This window comes from Acidithiobacillus ferridurans, assembly GCF_003966655.1.
Taxonomy (GTDB): Bacteria; Pseudomonadota; Gammaproteobacteria; order Acidithiobacillales; family Acidithiobacillaceae; genus Acidithiobacillus; species Acidithiobacillus ferridurans.
This window is the reverse complement of record NZ_AP018795.1, coordinates 643,990-657,725: the sequence shown is the minus strand read 5'-3', so window position 1 is coordinate 657,725 and position 13,736 is coordinate 643,990. Positions and strand designations below refer to the sequence as shown.

Below are 13,736 nucleotides of genomic sequence, written 5' to 3'. Positions count from 1 at the left end.
GTGGAACTGAGATCATCCCCAGGGTCGGCAGGGTCAGCCCGTACTGGCAGGTCACCGCCAGTCGGGGTGTACAATGGTTCCGCAACGGAGACCGGACATGCAAAATGAACTCTGGCTGGCTCAGGTGATTCTGGTGGTTCATATCCTGATCATCGCCTTCAACGTCTTTGGCCTGATCGCCATCCCGCTGGGTGCCTGGCGGGGTTGGCGGTGGGTGCGCATCTTCTGGTGGCGGGCCCTCCACCTCGCGGCGCTCCTGGTGGTGGCGGTACAGGCGTTGCTGGGCAGGGCCTGCTTTCTGACCATCTGGCAGAGCGAACTGCAGGAAGCGGCAGGGCGGCAGGGCTACCGTCTGCCCCTGATCCAGACCTGGGTCGATCATCTGCTGTTCTGGCGCCTGCCCATGTCCTTTTTCACCTCGATCTATGTCCTGATCTGGATCGGCGTGCTGCTGCTATGGTGGAAGGTGCCGCCCGTTCTGCCCTGGCGCAGGCCGTAAAGAACGGGCCCGGAATGAATCTGACGCCTCCTGTGCCGGATAAGGTATGATGCCCCATTCGCATCAGACGCCAACGACTGCCAGGACAGGAATGTAAGATGTTCAAAAAACGCGATCCCTCGGGAAAAGACGCCGCTCCTATCGCCCTGGAAGCCATTAAAAACCACTATTCCCAACAAAAATACGACGCCGCGATCACGCTGATCGAACAGGCGACGGCCATTCCTGCGGCGGAAAAAATAAACCTCCTCACCACGATAGGGCAGACCACGGCCGGAAGTGGCAAACTGGACCTGGCCGAACGCGCATTCAGGGCGGCGCTTGCCGTGGATGGTCACCACACGGATACCCTCAGTAATCTCGCCCTCATATTGTTTCATCAGAACAAACCGGTGGCCGCCGAAGAGCTTTACCTCGCCGCCATCGCGTCCAAGCCCGATTTCGTGCCCGCATTATATAATTACGGACTCCTGCTCCTCGCCGGCCAGCGTATCCCGGAAGCGGAACGCGCCTTTCGCGCGGCACTGGCGCACTGCCCGGAATGTCTGGATTGCCTCGTCCAGTTGGGCGTCACCCTGGCGCAGCAAGGCCGGCAGGAAGACGCGCGGGTGTTATTGGACAAGGCGCTGGATATGGATCCCAACCACGCCGTCGCCCTGCATCACCGGAATATGCTCGCGTTGGCCAGCGGCGACCATGGCGGCGCCGAAGCCCTGTTCCGACGGCGGATTCATCTGTACGGCGAAAATCCGTCGCTGCTGATCGGTCTGGGAATCGCCATGCAGGAACAGGGCCGGTTGACCGAAGCGGAAGAAATATTCAGAAGAACCGCCGATACCTATTCCGCGCATGCGGACGTCGGACATTATATTTTCCGGAACCTCGTCGCACAGCGACGCGAACGGGAAGCCGAAGCGTACATTCGCTCCGCCATCGCCGACCATCCCCAGAGCCACGCTCTCCACTATCCTCTGGGTACCCTGCTGTTCCAGCAGGGTCGTTATCCCGAAACCCTGGAAGTGCTGCTGACAACGCTGAACCTGAAACCTGACCATGTCGATGCCCTCGTCTTGTCAGGGCGGACACTGTTTCAGTTGAAGTATGTGGATGAAGCGGTGGAGACCTTCCACAGAGCGCTGGAACTTCTGCCGGAGTCTGCGGAGGCGCAGTTTCATCTGAGCGTGGCCCTGATCCACCTGGGAGAATGCCGGACGGCGGAGGGCATGATCCGCAAGCTGCTCGAAAAACAGCCGGACAACAGCGCGGCGCTGGTCAACCTGGCGGTCTGCCTGGAGAAACTGGGCGAGGTCGAGGCTGCCGAAACGACTCTGCGGAAGGCCGGGAATCTGGCGCCCAGCGACCTTCGGGTGCGGGTCGCCCTCGCCGAGATACTCCAACGGCAGAAAAATCACGCGGAATCTTTCGCGCTGATAGAACCGCTGTTGTCCTGGGAAAGCGGCGAAGATCGGGAAAATTGCGCCGTCAACGCCTGGTTCATCGCCGGAAACCACCACCACAGCCAACGCCAATACGCCCAGGCCTTCGCCTGTTACCGTCAGGGACATCGGCTGCTGCAAAAGATCGAGTCCTTCGATTCCCAGGCCATGGCCGATACCCTGCGGAACGACCTGGACCGGTATGATCGCTGGAAGGGCAACGTGGCGGTGGCGACGCCCGACAGTCCGGTCCCCCTGTTCATCGTCGGCATGCCCCGGTCCGGAACCAGCCTGCTGCATCAGATGCTGGACATGCACGCCGACATCGACGGCCTTGGGGAACTCCGGCATCTTCCCCAGGCCGCCGCCAAGCTGCGGAGCCTGCCCCTCGATTCCGAAAACCTGGCGGATCAGATCGGCGCAATCCGCCAATGGTACCTGGACCGGATCCGGCACCGATGGACCGGAGGCCGATATTTTATCGACAAGCTGCCCAGCAACTTTCTGTTTCTGGGCAGCGCAAAACTCCTGTTCCCGGAAGCAAAAATCGTTTACTGCCAACGCGATGCGCGCGACAACTGCCTTTCCCTGTTTCAGCAGCACATGATCGGGGACCATGCCTACAGCCACGACCTCGACAGCCTGGGGAAATACTATGGCGCGCACCGGAAAACCCTCGTGCAATGGCAATCCCGCATGGCCGAGGACGTCCTTACCGTAGGCTATGAAGACCTCGTTGCCGACCCCGAAAGCGGCATCCGGGAAATATTGCGATTCATGCAGTTGGAATACGACCCGCGCTGCCTGGATTTTGCCGAAAACACCCGGACGCTGCAGACGGCCAGCCGCCTGCAGGTCAAGGAGCCCATCTACCGTTCGGCTATCGGCAAATGGGAAGCGTACGCAGAGCAGCTCGCGCCGCTGCTGATCGCGCTCGGGCAGGGGGACTGAAAGCCGGATTTGCAAGCCCGGCCTTTCTCACCAGGGGAGGAACATTTCCTTCCCGATGTCGGAAAACCCCAGCTTCTGGTACAGGGTGACGGCCACGGTGTTCGCGGTGAATACGTGCAGCACTAGGCCGGTGGCCCCCGCCGCCCGCGCCTGCTCCGCCACGTGCGCCAGCAGTCTGCGGCCGTGGCCCTGCCCCTGGTGCGCGTCCTCGATCATGATCCACAGCAGGGAGGATGCCCGCTCGGGCACCGCCACATACCACGCGCCGCCGATGATGTTCTTTTTCCACTTCGCCGCGACCAGATGGCGGTGGGGCAGGCCCGCGTCGTCCTGCTGGATGCCCTGAATTTGACGGTAAGCCAGATCGTGCGCCACATCCTGGGAATATCCCATCGCCTGCTGCAACTGCGTCGTCTGGTAGGCCACCAGCCCCGCAAAGAATCGGGGGCGGTACGCGGGCGGCATGTTCACATAGTTTGCTTCTGCAGGACGGATTGCCGGCACGATCCAATACCCCCATGGTCTGTTCAAAAGATCCTTGCACCGTCCTCCCCAAGGGGGCCGACGAACGCCCGGACGGTTCCGTAAGCGGCGGTTACTCTGGGGCAGGCTGGGCGATCTGTCAAACCCGGTGAACTGCAGGGAACCTCAGTATATCAATGCCATGCGGTAACGTTTTGTTGCGTTCCGTAACATCCTTTTCCCCGTTGCGAAAATCGGACCCGCGGGTAATCCAGTAAATACCGGCAGTTGGCCACCCGCCCGGTTTAGCGCAAAAATTGCATATGGCCGGTACAGCGTATCGCGTACATTCGGGAGAGCATCGTCGTGCATACAGCGCCGGACCAGTTGGCAGAAAGCTCGAATCGCCGGAGTGCCGCGCCAGTCGGCGCCGCGCCGGATTCACCGCCCCTGCTCAAGGAGCTTCGTCTGGTACAGAGGGAGCTGGGGCATCTGGCCGCGGAGTTGCGCTTTCATCAGGCCAGCGGCGAACCCGCCGAACTGGACGAGTGGATATTCTCGCTGATTTTTCTGGAAGCGCGCTTGAGCAAGCTGGCACAGGATCTCACCGGACCAGAGGCCGCCCGGCCCGGCATCCCGTTCCCGGAATGGCCACGTTCCACGCTCGGCGCTCTCTCATAAGCGCAAGGCGGGCGCATGTACCGGGGTATTCCCATGGCATTCATCTGCGTGGTCACCCTGATGTATTTCCTCCCGTCCGTCCGCGCCTGGAAAAACGGCTGCCGTCATGCGTATTGGCGCAGGCTTCTGTTACTAAATGGATTGCTGGGATGGACGGGAGTGTTCTGGTGGCAGGTCTGGAAACAGGCACGCTGGTCCAGCCCCATGATATTTGTCGGGAAATCGGCGCAGAACTACGTTTGCGGAGACGAACACCCGTCGTTGCGCCCGGGGAGGATCGCCCTTGCCGTGAGTGGTGCCTTGCTGGCGATGGCGCTGGTGCTGATGGGGCACTGAGAAGGCGGTGGAACGAAGGTTGCTGGCCCAACGGGCGCAAAAGGGGGCCGATCACGGCAACCGGCGCGCCGCCACTGGTCTGCCGAAAGTGGTCTCTGCGGGCCGTGAGCGCCCGCGGAGGGTCTACAGGCCGCCTGCGCCAGTGGACGAGGTGTTGATGCCGAGGGACAGCAAGGATGCCTGTGCCGGTGTCTGGTTGATGCCGATGGACATAAGACCGCCCAGCGACAGGGCGAAGCCCGAACCCTGACCGCCGCCCAGTCCGCCCAGGAGGCTGCCGAGGTCATTCACCACCCCGCCGGCGAGACTGCCGAGCAGGCCCTGCACGTCCGCGGCCAGGGCCCCGCCGGCACTGCCGTTGCTCGTGGTGGCGCTCACCTGGGCGATGCTGGCGCTGCCTCCCGGCGTATTGATGGAGACGGAAGCCAAGTTGTCTACCTGGACCTGCGCGCCGTTGCCCTGGCCGGTAACCCCGCCCAGCAGGCTGCCCACCGTGTTGACCAGATCCGCCAGCAAGCCGCCGACGGTGCCCTGAACATTGGCGAATATCCCTGTTGATCCACTCATGTCATTCTCCTCGAGATGGTTTTCCTTTGCTTACACCCGGAAACGGCCCGGCACGAGGGGCCGGCATGGCCCCCCGTGCCGTCTTCCTGCTTACAGACTGCCCAACAGGCCACTCAGCAGCCCGGTGCTGCCGCCCGCCAGACCGGTGACCGCGCCGGTGACCGGTGCCAGGGCGCCCACCGTGCCGGAAAGCAGGCTGGGCACCGTGGAGCTGACCGCCGCCAAGGCGTTGCCGGCGTTGCCCACCACGTTGCTGAGCAGGCCTTCGGTGCCGCCCATCAGCGCGCCGGCGGCAAAGGTGGCGGTGGCCACGGTGCTGCCCACATTGGCCGTCACATTGTTTAGGAGGCTTTCCGCATCGGTGGTGACGCCGCTGACGGCGCTGCCCAGGGTGCTCACCAGACCGCCCGCCACGCCTTCCACCGCGCCCAGGGTGGAGGTCGCCGTGGAGGCGACGCCGGACAGAATGCCGCTGACGCTGGAAGCCGCTCCGCCCACGTCGCCCAGGAGTCCGGACAACAGGCCGCCGGTACCGGAGGCCGCCGCGCTGCCGCCGCCCAACAAACCACTCAACAGGCTACCAAGGTTCAAAATTGACATTGATCATTTCTCCATAGTCAGTAGGTTACGTGTCCTGCTCGCGCCCCTGCCGCGCAGGGACAGCAGCGGGCAGCATATTGCATGCCAGTTCTTTTTGGGGATTCATCATTCCTTTCTATCGTGTTGATAATGTCCGGATAAGCGGGTCGCGACCAAGTTTGGTACATGAGAATAATCTGTTATATGAAGATGACTTTGGTGACATCACGGGAAATGGCGTTACGCAGTTCTTCCCGCGCCCGGAGGAGCGCATCCCCCGCGCCGGCGGAATATCCCGGCGGTAAGGCGGGCAACGGGTCAATGTTGGTTACCCATTGGGGTTGATGGATACGGCGTTGGTAACCTTCAGCATCTTTGGATATGCCCATCGCTTTGTTTTGTATGCGCCTATTCTGGTGATTCCGGGGTGGCACGACTCGTGCGTAGCTCTGGGTGCGTCGTCCACCCAGGAAACGCAATGCGGTATCACCGCAATGTTGCCGCCTGCTTTCAGGCAGGTTGGATATCGTGGCTGCTTGGCCGGATGGCGGCCTCGGGCGATTCCCGAGGCCGCCATCCGGCACAACTCCCGGCCCCGCGCCTTGCGGCAGGCTAGTATGGTTGGTTTCGTTGTCTGTAACAGCGTGTAACGGGCGTCGCAAAATATTCCACGCTGTTTCTGGACCAGATATGGAATTGGACACTTCATAATAGAAGCATATGTTTATATACAAATACACTTCCTCTCATAATATTATCATGTTAAGGTGCGTGTACCCGATGGCAAGGTTTCCTTGATGCCCCCATCAAGTAAAGGCCGGTCGGTAGGAATGGGTTTGGCACGCAGTTTGCAAGTTGTCGGCTGCCGGTCGGGCGGATGGGACTCTGCCGTTGGGAACGGATATTTTCTTGGGTGGATTATGAAGGAGAACGAGCGATGAAGATGTTGCAGCACGCTGTAGCCCGCTTCGTGCGGGAGGAAGAAGGGGTCACCGCCATCGAGTACGGCCTGATTGCCGGTTTGATTGCAGTGGTGATTATTGGAGCGGTAACGACCCTGGGTACGAAATTAAATGCGGTCTTTAACTTAATTGCTTCTAAATTACCGTAAGTAGTTGTTAGTGAGGCGCGAGAGCGCCTCACCGTTCAGCGGCATTGTGAAAAATCCCTTCCCCCGCATGGGGGCGGTAGTCCGCAGGGGATTTTTCAGAATAAGAACAAACAGGAGGAGATGTGGGATGGGAGGAAATCGGGGTGGCCCTGTGGGCGGTGTGGGGGGCGCAGGGCGACTATCGTCGCCGGCGCCTGCCCAACGGCCTGACTTTGAGCGCCCTGGCGCTGGGGCTGGCGGTGCTGCCGCTGACGGGGCGCTGCCTCCTGGGCGCGCCGTGGAGCGCCGCCCTGCTGGGGGTCGCAGCCGCTTTTCTCGCCCTGCTGCCCGCCTATGTCTGGCGCCTGGTGGCGGCGGGCGACGTCAAGTTTTTCATGGCTATGGGCGCCCTCGGCGGGGTGGATGTGCTGTTCCCGGTCTATCTCGCGGCGGGGGTCATCACCCTGGCGCTGGTGGCCCGCGACCGCCTGTTCACGGGCAGGGTGCAGCGGCAGTACCCCTATGGCGTGGGTCTGGGTCTGGGCTGCGCGCTGGTGGTGCTCGGTCACTGGCGGCTGGCCCTGCATTGGCCCCTGTCATGACGGCGGCCATGACCTGCGTCATGACACGGACCCGTGACCAGTCGGCGGAGCGGGGTCAGGCGGCCATCGAGTTCGCCATCGTCTTCCTGCTCTTTTTCGCCATGCTCTGGGGCATCCTTACCTTCGGCTTCATTTTCGCCGCCCAGAACACCCTGACCCTGGCGGCTGAAAACGGCGCGCGGGCGGCCCTGCGTTACCAGCCCGCCACCACCGCAGCAGGCGCCACGGCTGCGCGAATCACGGCGGCGACGACCATGGCGACCCAGACCGTACAGTGGTTGCAGAACTTCACCCCTGCCTACGATCCGGCGGCTTATCTCACGGCGACTTCCGCGCCCTGCACCTATAACGCCAACCTGATCTGCTTTCATGTGCAGATCAGTTATCCCTACGCGCAGCATCCGCTGATTCCGCCTTTTCCGGGCTTCGGCCTGTTCGCGCCCACGCAACTGGTGGGCAAAGCGACCATGCAGGTGGATCCGGGCAATTTGTTGCCGGGGGGTTGAGGCGGTCGGATTTCGGTCCAGCAATGATTCATCACGTCGGCCATCAGGCCATTCAGAACACAGACGGGTGCCCGCCCAGGCGAGGCTACCACGGGGAGGAAACGTAGCATGGGAAATACCGCGAAGATCGTGATCGCGATACTGGTCTTGCTGGCCATCGCCTTGGGGGTGTCCGCCTACATGGTCAGCCAACCCAGTCCGGTGGTGCAGAGCAAAACCAGCGCCGCAGCGCCACAGCAGCCGGCGGCGGGGGTGGCCGTGGTGGTGGCGGCCAAAACCCTGTCGGCGGGGTTCCCCATCCCGCCGGACGGGGTCAAGGTCCTGCATTACCCCGAATTTCCCGCCGGCGCCTTCCATGAGGCCGTGCACGTCGTCGGCAAGGTGCCGCAGGTGAACATCGGCATGGGCGCCCCGGTGATGTCCAGCAACCTGTTGTCCGGTCTGGCTACCCAGGTGCCCGAAGGAGATGTGGCTATGGCCATCGACGTCAACAAGGCCATCGCCGTGGGCGACCATCTGCAGCCCGGCGATTTCGTCGATGTCTTCACCACCCTGGCCGGTGACCAGATGACTATGCACGGCGGCTGGCCGACCCAGAGCCGCCTGCTGCTGGCCGATCTGCGGGTGCTGGCGGTGGGGCCGCAGACGGTGCTGCGCCATGTCGCCGAGGGCGAGCCGTCGGCCTTCGGTCCAGCGGCCGGTTCGGCGGGCTCCAGCAACCAGCCGCCCCGCGAGCCGCCCAGCACCGTGGTGCTGCAAGTGCCCGTCGCCTCTGCCGCGACGCTGGCGCTGGCCAGCGGTCAGGGCCATCTCCTGCTCGCGCTGCGCAATCCCAAAGACCATGCCTTGCCCGATACCGGGGCCTTCCCGACCCCGTCGCCGGCGTTGCCGCCCGCGGAACTACCCGTCGCGCAACGCAAGGCGGCACTGGTAAAGCCGGAGAACCGGGCCTATGCCGGTCTGACCCTGCCGGGTCTGGCGGGCAAGAGCAAGGCGGCCGAGCGCGCGATGCATCCGTTGCCTCCGCCGCCCATGATGGAGATCTATCAGGGTGGACAAAAAACAGCGGTACCCTACTGAAGAGGCCTGAACGATGCGCAAATGGATGATGAGCAGTTTGGCGGTGGTGACCCTGGCGGCGCTGGGCTCCCAGGGCGCCTGGGCGGAAGGGCCGGCGACGGAGGGCGGCGCCCATCCATCCTGGGCGGCGCACCAGAGCGGCGGGTATCGCGCGCTGAATATCCCGGTGGGCACCCAGCAGACCCTGAGTTTCACCGAGCCGGCCTACCGGGTGGCCGTCGGCAACCCGAAAACGGCATCGGTGGCGCCGCTGCCGCGCTCCGGCGGCCGCCAGTTTCTGATCACCGGCCTCAGTACCGGCACCACCAGCCTGCTGGTCTGGAACCTCGGCCACAAGACGCCGAAGGTCTGGCAGCTTCAGGTCAGCGTGCCGGTGCCCGCGGCGCCGCTGGCGGCCCCGGCGCCGGGCATGCCGACAGTGCGCGCCCAGGGCGACGCCGTCACCCTGTCCGGCGCGGTGGCGGACCAGGTGAAACATGAAGCGGCCCTGGAAGCGGCGGCGCTGGCCGCCGGCAAAACCGGCAAGGTCATCGACCAGTCGGTGATCCCGGTGGATGACGAGGTGCAGGTCGGCGTCAAGGTGGTGGAGTTCAGCAAGGCGCAGTTGAAGAATGTCGGCATCAACATTTTCTCCAGCACCGGCGGGTTCAGCCTGGGCACCTTCGGCCCCTCCACCCTGACCTCGGCCAATTATCCGGTATCCCTCGCGAGCGGCGGACCAGGGGCGCTGGCGCTCACCGGCGTGGCGCCCTTCACCCAGGCCTTCAATCTGGTGGGCGGGGTCGGCAACAGCGGCCTGAGCAGCTACCTCAGCCTGCTGGAGGGCAATAATATCCTCCGGGTGCTGGCGGAACCGACGCTGGTGGCGATGAACGGCCAGCAGGCGAGCTTCCTCGCCGGTGGCGAAATCCCGATCCCCGTACCCCAGAGCAGCGGGGTCGGCACCCCCACCATCACCATCCAGTACAAAAAATACGGCGTGCAGCTCGATCTGACCCCCACCATCCTCAGCGCCCACCGGATCGCCCTGCACGTGGCGCCGTCGGTCAGTTCTCTCGACTATACCAACGCCATCACCCTCAACGGCTATTCGGTGCCCGCCCTGCTGGTCCGTCAGGCCGACACCACCGTCACCCTCGGCAATGGCGAGAGTCTGGTTATCGGCGGTCTGGTGGACCGCCAGATGCAGCAGAACATCAGCAAAGTGCCGATCCTGGGGGATCTGCCCATACTGGGCGCCTTCTTCCGCTCCATCCAGTATTCCAAGCAGGACATGGAGCTCGCCATCATCGTCACCCCGCGTCTGGTGCGCCCCATCGCCGCCGGAGCCAAACTCCCGCCACTGCCGGGAGCGGCCTTTGCCCATTCCCGCTTCAATCTGGGCAAGGCGGTATTGCTGCCGGGCTCGGAATATGATCAGCCCGACAACGGTCCCGGATACAGTCAATGAGCGTAGAACCCGCCGCCCGCTTTGAACAGGCCACCGGCCCGGTGGTCGTGCTGGCTCTGTCCCGGCGCCCGGAATGCCTGACGTGGATACGGCACGCACTCGATGGTCTGGCCACGGTGCTGCCGGTCCATGCCCGGCAGAATGAAATCTCCGCCGCCATCGGGCAGAGCGGCGCCGCGCTGCTGATCGTGGACTTCGGCGCGGAGAATGACGATTTCGGCCTCGTATTCGACGGCCTGCATCAGGCGTTCCCGGATCTCCGGCTGATCGGCATAGCGCCGGTGGCCGATCAGCGGGTGCTGCTGGCGGCCATGCGCGCCCAGTCGGTGGACTTCGTGCAAAGCGGCGGCGCGCCGGAACCCCTGCGCATGGCGGTGGGGCGCATCCTGTCCCAGACCCGGCAACGGCGCGCGCGCCGGTAAATTGGTGGTGGTGGCGGGCAGTGTCGGCAGCGGCTGCACCACCCTGGCGTGCAATCTGGCGGCGTCCCTCTCCGCACTCCACCCGCAGAGCGCGGAGCTGCTGCTGGATTTCGGCACCCCGGTCGGGACCGCCGCCACCTATATGGGCATAGCGCCGCGCGTCGCCTTTGCCGAGGCGGTGCGCAATCTGGAGCGTTGCGACAAGACGTATCTGGACACGGCCATTGCCCAAAATACCCGTGGTCTCGGGGTGTTGCCGCTGTTCGCCGCGGCCCGGGACCTGCGCGGACTGAATCTCAGCGAAGTCTTTCAGATGCTGGCAATCATCCTGTCGATATATCATCTGGTGGTGGCCGATATCGGTGGGGCGGTGTTCAGCGAGGTCGGCCAGTATCTGCTGCAGACGGCGGACGAGATCGTCGTGGTTTGCGACCAGTCGGTGGCAGGCATTCTCGAAGGGAAAAAAATCGCCGCCAATCTGCGGGAAAAAATCGGCACTCGCCTGCAGGCGGGTGTGGCGGTGAATCATTACGAGCCTGCGCTGGGTGTCGACGCGGCGCATGTCGGGGAGGCGCTGGGGTTGCCCCTGCTGGGCCAGGGCATCATCCCCGAACGGCGCCTGCCCCTGATTCAGGCGATGAACGGCGGCGCACTGGCGGTCGATGCCCTCCCGAAGGACGCCTACAGTCGTGCGGTGCAACAATGTGCCGGGTTGCTGGCGGGCCGTATCTGGCCGGACAGCAACCCGGAGGGAACCCGTGGAGCGGCCGGCTGGTTGCGCCGGTGGAGGACGATGGCATGACCGACGACAGTCCCTTTGGCGCGCAGCCTTTCGACATGGCCACCGCGAAGGCGTTGAACCAGCAGGATGCCTACCAGCAGTTCAAAGGTTATCTGCATCTGCGGCTCATCGACCGGGTCGAAGAGATCGGCGCCGATTTCGCGGAGCTGAGCCGTGGTGCCGTCTATCGTTTCGTCTCGCTGGAACTGGACCGCCTGATGGCGGAGCGCCCCTATCCGCTGAACGAAAAAGAAACCGAGGTGCTCATCAACCAACTCACCGATGAACTGACCGGCTACGGCCCGCTGGAAACGGCCCTCAAGGATCCTGAGATCGAAGATATTCTGGTGAATGGACCTCGTGAAATCTATCTGGGACGGAAAGGCACGCTGGAGCACAGCGACCTGGTGTTTCAGGATGAAGCCCATCTGATGCGTATCATCTATCGTCTGTTGGGAGCCACCGGCAGACGGGTGGACGAGTCGTCGCCGACCGTGGACGCGCGTCTGAGCAACGTGGGGCGCATCAACGTGGTGATTCCGCCCCTGGCCCTGAACGGGCCGGTCATTTCCATCCGGCGCTTCCCGGCGCATCCGCTGCGCGCCGAGGACCTGATCGAGACGGCCACGCTCAATGCGCCCATCCTCCAGTTTCTGGAGTTCGCGGTGCGCGCGCGCTGCAACATCCTGGTATCCGGCGGCACCAGCAGCGGCAAGACCACTTTCCTCAACGTCATCGCCAGCTATATCTCCGATGAGGAGCGGGTGGTGACCATCGAAGACACGGCGGAACTGCAACTGCAGAGCAGGCACGTGGTGCGTCTGGAAAGCCGTCCCGGCGGGCATGACGGGGCGGGTACCGTCAACGTGCGCGATCTGCTGCGCAACACCCTGCGCATGCGCCCCGACCGGATCGTCGTCGGTGAGGTGCGCGGCGGCGAGGCCCTGGAGATGATGCAGGCCATGACCACCGGCCATGACGGTTCACTGGGCACGATCCACGCCAACTCCCCCGGGAGGCGTTGCAGCGCCTGGAAATCCTGCTCAGCTTCGGCGGTTTTCCGGGCAATGAATCCAGCATGCGGCGGCAGATCGCTTCGGCCATCGACCTCATCGTCCAGATCGAGCGTTTTCCCGACGGGCGGCGCCGCATCACCTCCGTCACCGAGGTGACCGGCGTCGGCGACAACATCATCGCCACCCAGGAGCATTTCCGTTACGAACCCCAGGTGAACCGGGAAAACAAGACGGTCGACCGCTGGACATCCACGGGCATCAATCCGCGCAGTCCGAAACTCGCTAAGTATCGTCCAGAATCCTCCGAGAAGGATCAGTTCGGGTGGCAGCAATGATGGCCCTGGGTCTGATCGTTTTCGCCCTGTTGCTTCTCGGCATCGCGGCGGGCGTCTGGCTCTCCTTCCGGCAGCGGCAGCCGTTTCCGGACGCCCTGCGCGAGCGCCTGCGGGCCTTCGACGCGCAGCAGGGCGAAGCGGGGCATGCAGAGTCTGCCCAGGACGATCTGCTGGACCATGCCGCCCGCTACAAAAAGGAATCCTTCCTGCTCCAGGCGAAGGAATGGCTGTGGCAGGCGGGGTTGCGACCGAAAACCTATCTTCCCAAGGCCGCCATCGTCGGCCTGCTGATCACCCTGCTGCTGGCGTTTCTGGTCAGCGGCTGGCTGGCGCTGGCGTTCCTCCTCGTCTTTTATCCCCTGGCCCTGTGGGGGCAGGTTCGCTACTGGATCGGTTTGCGACGTAGCGCCGCGATTCTCGCCCTGCCGGGTTTTTTGGATGCGGTGGTGCGCGCCTCGCGGGTGGGCGCCAGCCTGCCCGCCGCTCTCCTGAGCGCCACCAAGGATGCCCATGGGCCGGTGCGGGAGGTGTTCAACCAGATCATGCGCCGCCAGCAATCCGGTACCCCCATCGACCAGGCCATGCTGACGGTCGGCAAACGCTACCAGATGCAGGAACTGGCGATCATCGCCACGGTGCTGCGCCTGAACATGCGCTACGGCGGGCGTACCGACGTCGTGCTCGAGCGCATCGCCGACTGGTTGCGGGGGAGGGTGATGGCCCAGGCGGAGTTTAACGCCCTGTCCGCCGAAACCCGGTTGGGGGCGCTCATTCTCAGTCTGATGATTCCTGGGCTCGCCCTCTATATTGTGCTGATGAACCACAGCTACCTGCAGGGTATGTGGGTGGTGTCGACCGGGCGCATGCTCCTGATCGCCGGTGGAACCCTGCTGGTGACCGGAGTGGTCCTGCTCAATCGTATGGCCAGGTTGAGGTGACGCCA

18 protein-coding genes are annotated in these 13,736 nt (G+C 63.6%); 14 read left to right on the top strand and 4 right to left on the bottom strand.

Annotated elements, in window-relative coordinates; all coding sequences use genetic code 11:
* Positions 1–97 precede the first annotated feature (97 nt).
* Complete coding sequence (locus AFERRID_RS03355; protein WP_113526012.1) at positions 98–499, top strand: DUF2784 domain-containing protein; 402 nt, start codon at positions 98–100, stop codon at positions 497–499.
* Positions 500–597: 98 nt separating this feature from the next.
* Positions 598–2,886, top strand: a complete 2,289-nt coding sequence (locus tag AFERRID_RS03350) for a tetratricopeptide repeat-containing sulfotransferase family protein (protein ID WP_113526013.1) — start codon at positions 598–600, stop codon at positions 2,884–2,886.
* A 27-nt stretch (positions 2,887–2,913) separates the two neighbouring features.
* On the opposite strand, the gene AFERRID_RS03345 is transcribed toward AFERRID_RS03350, so the two are convergent.
* Positions 2,914–3,417: a GNAT family N-acetyltransferase gene (locus AFERRID_RS03345; RefSeq protein WP_225981836.1), complete on the bottom strand. Its 504-nt coding sequence runs from the start codon at positions 3,415–3,417 to the stop codon at positions 2,914–2,916.
* Positions 3,418–3,714: 297 nt separating this feature from the next.
* Here AFERRID_RS03345 and AFERRID_RS03340 point away from each other — a divergent pair, with 297 nt between their 5' ends.
* Positions 3,715–4,029, top strand: a complete 315-nt coding sequence (locus tag AFERRID_RS03340) for a hypothetical protein (RefSeq protein WP_113526014.1) — start codon at positions 3,715–3,717, stop codon at positions 4,027–4,029.
* A gap of 33 nt (positions 4,030–4,062) precedes the next feature.
* Complete coding sequence (locus AFERRID_RS03335) at positions 4,063–4,365, top strand: superinfection immunity protein (protein WP_225981835.1); 303 nt, start codon at positions 4,063–4,065, stop codon at positions 4,363–4,365.
* Positions 4,366–4,488: 123 nt separating this feature from the next.
* Here the strand turns inward: AFERRID_RS03335 and AFERRID_RS03330 are convergent, their stop codons facing one another.
* The 3 genes from AFERRID_RS03330 to AFERRID_RS03320 form a co-directional block, all read right to left on the bottom strand.
* The gene (locus AFERRID_RS03330) at positions 4,489–4,932 is read right to left on the bottom strand and encodes a hypothetical protein (protein ID WP_113526016.1); all 444 of its coding nucleotides are present in this window, start codon (positions 4,930–4,932) and stop codon (positions 4,489–4,491) included.
* A 90-nt stretch (positions 4,933–5,022) separates the two neighbouring features.
* Entirely contained in the window at positions 5,023–5,532 is a 510-nt protein-coding gene (locus AFERRID_RS03325; RefSeq protein WP_113526017.1) for a hypothetical protein, read from the bottom strand.
* 179 nt (positions 5,533–5,711) lie between these two features.
* Positions 5,712–5,900, bottom strand: a complete 189-nt coding sequence (locus tag AFERRID_RS03320) for a hypothetical protein (RefSeq protein WP_113526018.1) — start codon at positions 5,898–5,900, stop codon at positions 5,712–5,714.
* A gap of 548 nt (positions 5,901–6,448) precedes the next feature.
* On the opposite strand from AFERRID_RS03320, the gene AFERRID_RS03315 reads away from it, so the two are divergent.
* The 10 genes from AFERRID_RS03315 (at position 6,449) to AFERRID_RS03280 (ending at position 13,731) form a co-directional block, all read left to right on the top strand.
* Positions 6,449–6,622 carry a Flp family type IVb pilin gene (locus tag AFERRID_RS03315; RefSeq protein WP_113526019.1) on the top strand — a complete coding sequence of 58 codons (174 nt, stop codon included), beginning with the start codon at positions 6,449–6,451 and terminating at the stop codon, positions 6,620–6,622.
* A gap of 122 nt (positions 6,623–6,744) precedes the next feature.
* On the top strand, positions 6,745–7,203 hold the full coding sequence (locus AFERRID_RS03310; RefSeq protein WP_126604353.1) for a prepilin peptidase: 459 nt from the start codon (positions 6,745–6,747) through the stop codon (positions 7,201–7,203).
* A 20-nt stretch (positions 7,204–7,223) separates the two neighbouring features.
* Positions 7,224–7,709: a TadE/TadG family type IV pilus assembly protein gene (locus tag AFERRID_RS03305; RefSeq protein ID WP_113526361.1), complete on the top strand. Its 486-nt coding sequence runs from the start codon at positions 7,224–7,226 to the stop codon at positions 7,707–7,709.
* A gap of 108 nt (positions 7,710–7,817) precedes the next feature.
* Positions 7,818–8,789 carry a Flp pilus assembly protein CpaB gene (gene cpaB / locus AFERRID_RS03300; RefSeq protein ID WP_113526021.1) on the top strand — a complete coding sequence of 324 codons (972 nt, stop codon included), beginning with the start codon at positions 7,818–7,820 and terminating at the stop codon, positions 8,787–8,789.
* Positions 8,790–8,814: 25 nt separating this feature from the next.
* Positions 8,815–10,239, top strand: a complete 1,425-nt coding sequence (locus AFERRID_RS03295) for a type II and III secretion system protein family protein (RefSeq protein ID WP_226858237.1) — start codon at positions 8,815–8,817, stop codon at positions 10,237–10,239.
* Entirely contained in the window at positions 10,236–10,661 is a 426-nt protein-coding gene (locus AFERRID_RS15445; protein ID WP_226858240.1) for a response regulator, read from the top strand. The genes AFERRID_RS03295 and AFERRID_RS15445 overlap by 4 nt, the downstream gene beginning before the upstream one ends.
* Before the next feature lie 7 nt (positions 10,662–10,668).
* Positions 10,669–11,463, top strand: a complete 795-nt coding sequence (locus tag AFERRID_RS15440) for an AAA family ATPase (RefSeq protein WP_226858242.1) — start codon at positions 10,669–10,671, stop codon at positions 11,461–11,463.
* Positions 11,460–12,614 carry a CpaF family protein gene (locus AFERRID_RS03285; RefSeq protein WP_232027746.1) on the top strand — a complete coding sequence of 385 codons (1,155 nt, stop codon included), beginning with the start codon at positions 11,460–11,462 and terminating at the stop codon, positions 12,612–12,614. The genes AFERRID_RS15440 and AFERRID_RS03285 overlap by 4 nt, the downstream gene beginning before the upstream one ends.
* A complete protein-coding gene (locus tag AFERRID_RS15435) occupies positions 12,521–12,793 on the top strand; it encodes a hypothetical protein (RefSeq protein WP_232027745.1) in 273 nt (90 codons plus the stop codon). The genes AFERRID_RS03285 and AFERRID_RS15435 overlap by 94 nt, the downstream gene beginning before the upstream one ends.
* Positions 12,790–13,731 (top strand): type II secretion system F family protein, encoded by a 942-nt coding sequence (locus AFERRID_RS03280; protein WP_113526025.1) that lies wholly within the window; start codon positions 12,790–12,792, stop codon positions 13,729–13,731. Before AFERRID_RS15435 ends, AFERRID_RS03280 begins: the two co-directional genes overlap by 4 nt.
* Positions 13,732–13,736: the final 5 nt, after the last annotated feature.

Excerpts from the sequence above, each read along its gene's own strand:
- AFERRID_RS03355 (WP_113526012.1), top strand. The coding sequence starts at position 98 with ATGCAAAATGAACTCTGGCTGGCTCAGGTGATTCTGGTGGTTCATATC.
- AFERRID_RS03350 (WP_113526013.1), top strand. The coding sequence starts at position 598 with ATGTTCAAAAAACGCGATCCCTCGGGAAAAGACGCCGCTCCTATCGCC.
- AFERRID_RS03335 (WP_225981835.1), top strand. The coding sequence starts at position 4,063 with ATGGCATTCATCTGCGTGGTCACCCTGATGTATTTCCTCCCGTCCGTC.
- AFERRID_RS03330 (WP_113526016.1), bottom strand. The coding sequence starts at position 4,932 with ATGAGTGGATCAACAGGGATATTCGCCAATGTTCAGGGCACCGTCGGC.
- AFERRID_RS03325 (WP_113526017.1), bottom strand. The coding sequence starts at position 5,532 with ATGTCAATTTTGAACCTTGGTAGCCTGTTGAGTGGTTTGTTGGGCGGC.
- AFERRID_RS03320 (WP_113526018.1), bottom strand. The coding sequence starts at position 5,900 with ATGGGCATATCCAAAGATGCTGAAGGTTACCAACGCCGTATCCATCAA.
- AFERRID_RS03315 (WP_113526019.1), top strand. The coding sequence starts at position 6,449 with ATGAAGATGTTGCAGCACGCTGTAGCCCGCTTCGTGCGGGAGGAAGAA.
- AFERRID_RS03305 (WP_113526361.1), top strand. The coding sequence starts at position 7,224 with ATGACACGGACCCGTGACCAGTCGGCGGAGCGGGGTCAGGCGGCCATC.
- cpaB (WP_113526021.1), top strand. The coding sequence starts at position 7,818 with ATGGGAAATACCGCGAAGATCGTGATCGCGATACTGGTCTTGCTGGCC.
- AFERRID_RS03295 (WP_226858237.1), top strand. The coding sequence starts at position 8,815 with ATGATGAGCAGTTTGGCGGTGGTGACCCTGGCGGCGCTGGGCTCCCAG.
- AFERRID_RS15445 (WP_226858240.1), top strand. The coding sequence starts at position 10,236 with ATGAGCGTAGAACCCGCCGCCCGCTTTGAACAGGCCACCGGCCCGGTG.
- AFERRID_RS03285 (WP_232027746.1), top strand. The coding sequence starts at position 11,460 with ATGACCGACGACAGTCCCTTTGGCGCGCAGCCTTTCGACATGGCCACC.
- AFERRID_RS15435 (WP_232027745.1), top strand. The coding sequence starts at position 12,521 with ATGCGGCGGCAGATCGCTTCGGCCATCGACCTCATCGTCCAGATCGAG.
- AFERRID_RS03280 (WP_113526025.1), top strand. The coding sequence starts at position 12,790 with ATGATGGCCCTGGGTCTGATCGTTTTCGCCCTGTTGCTTCTCGGCATC.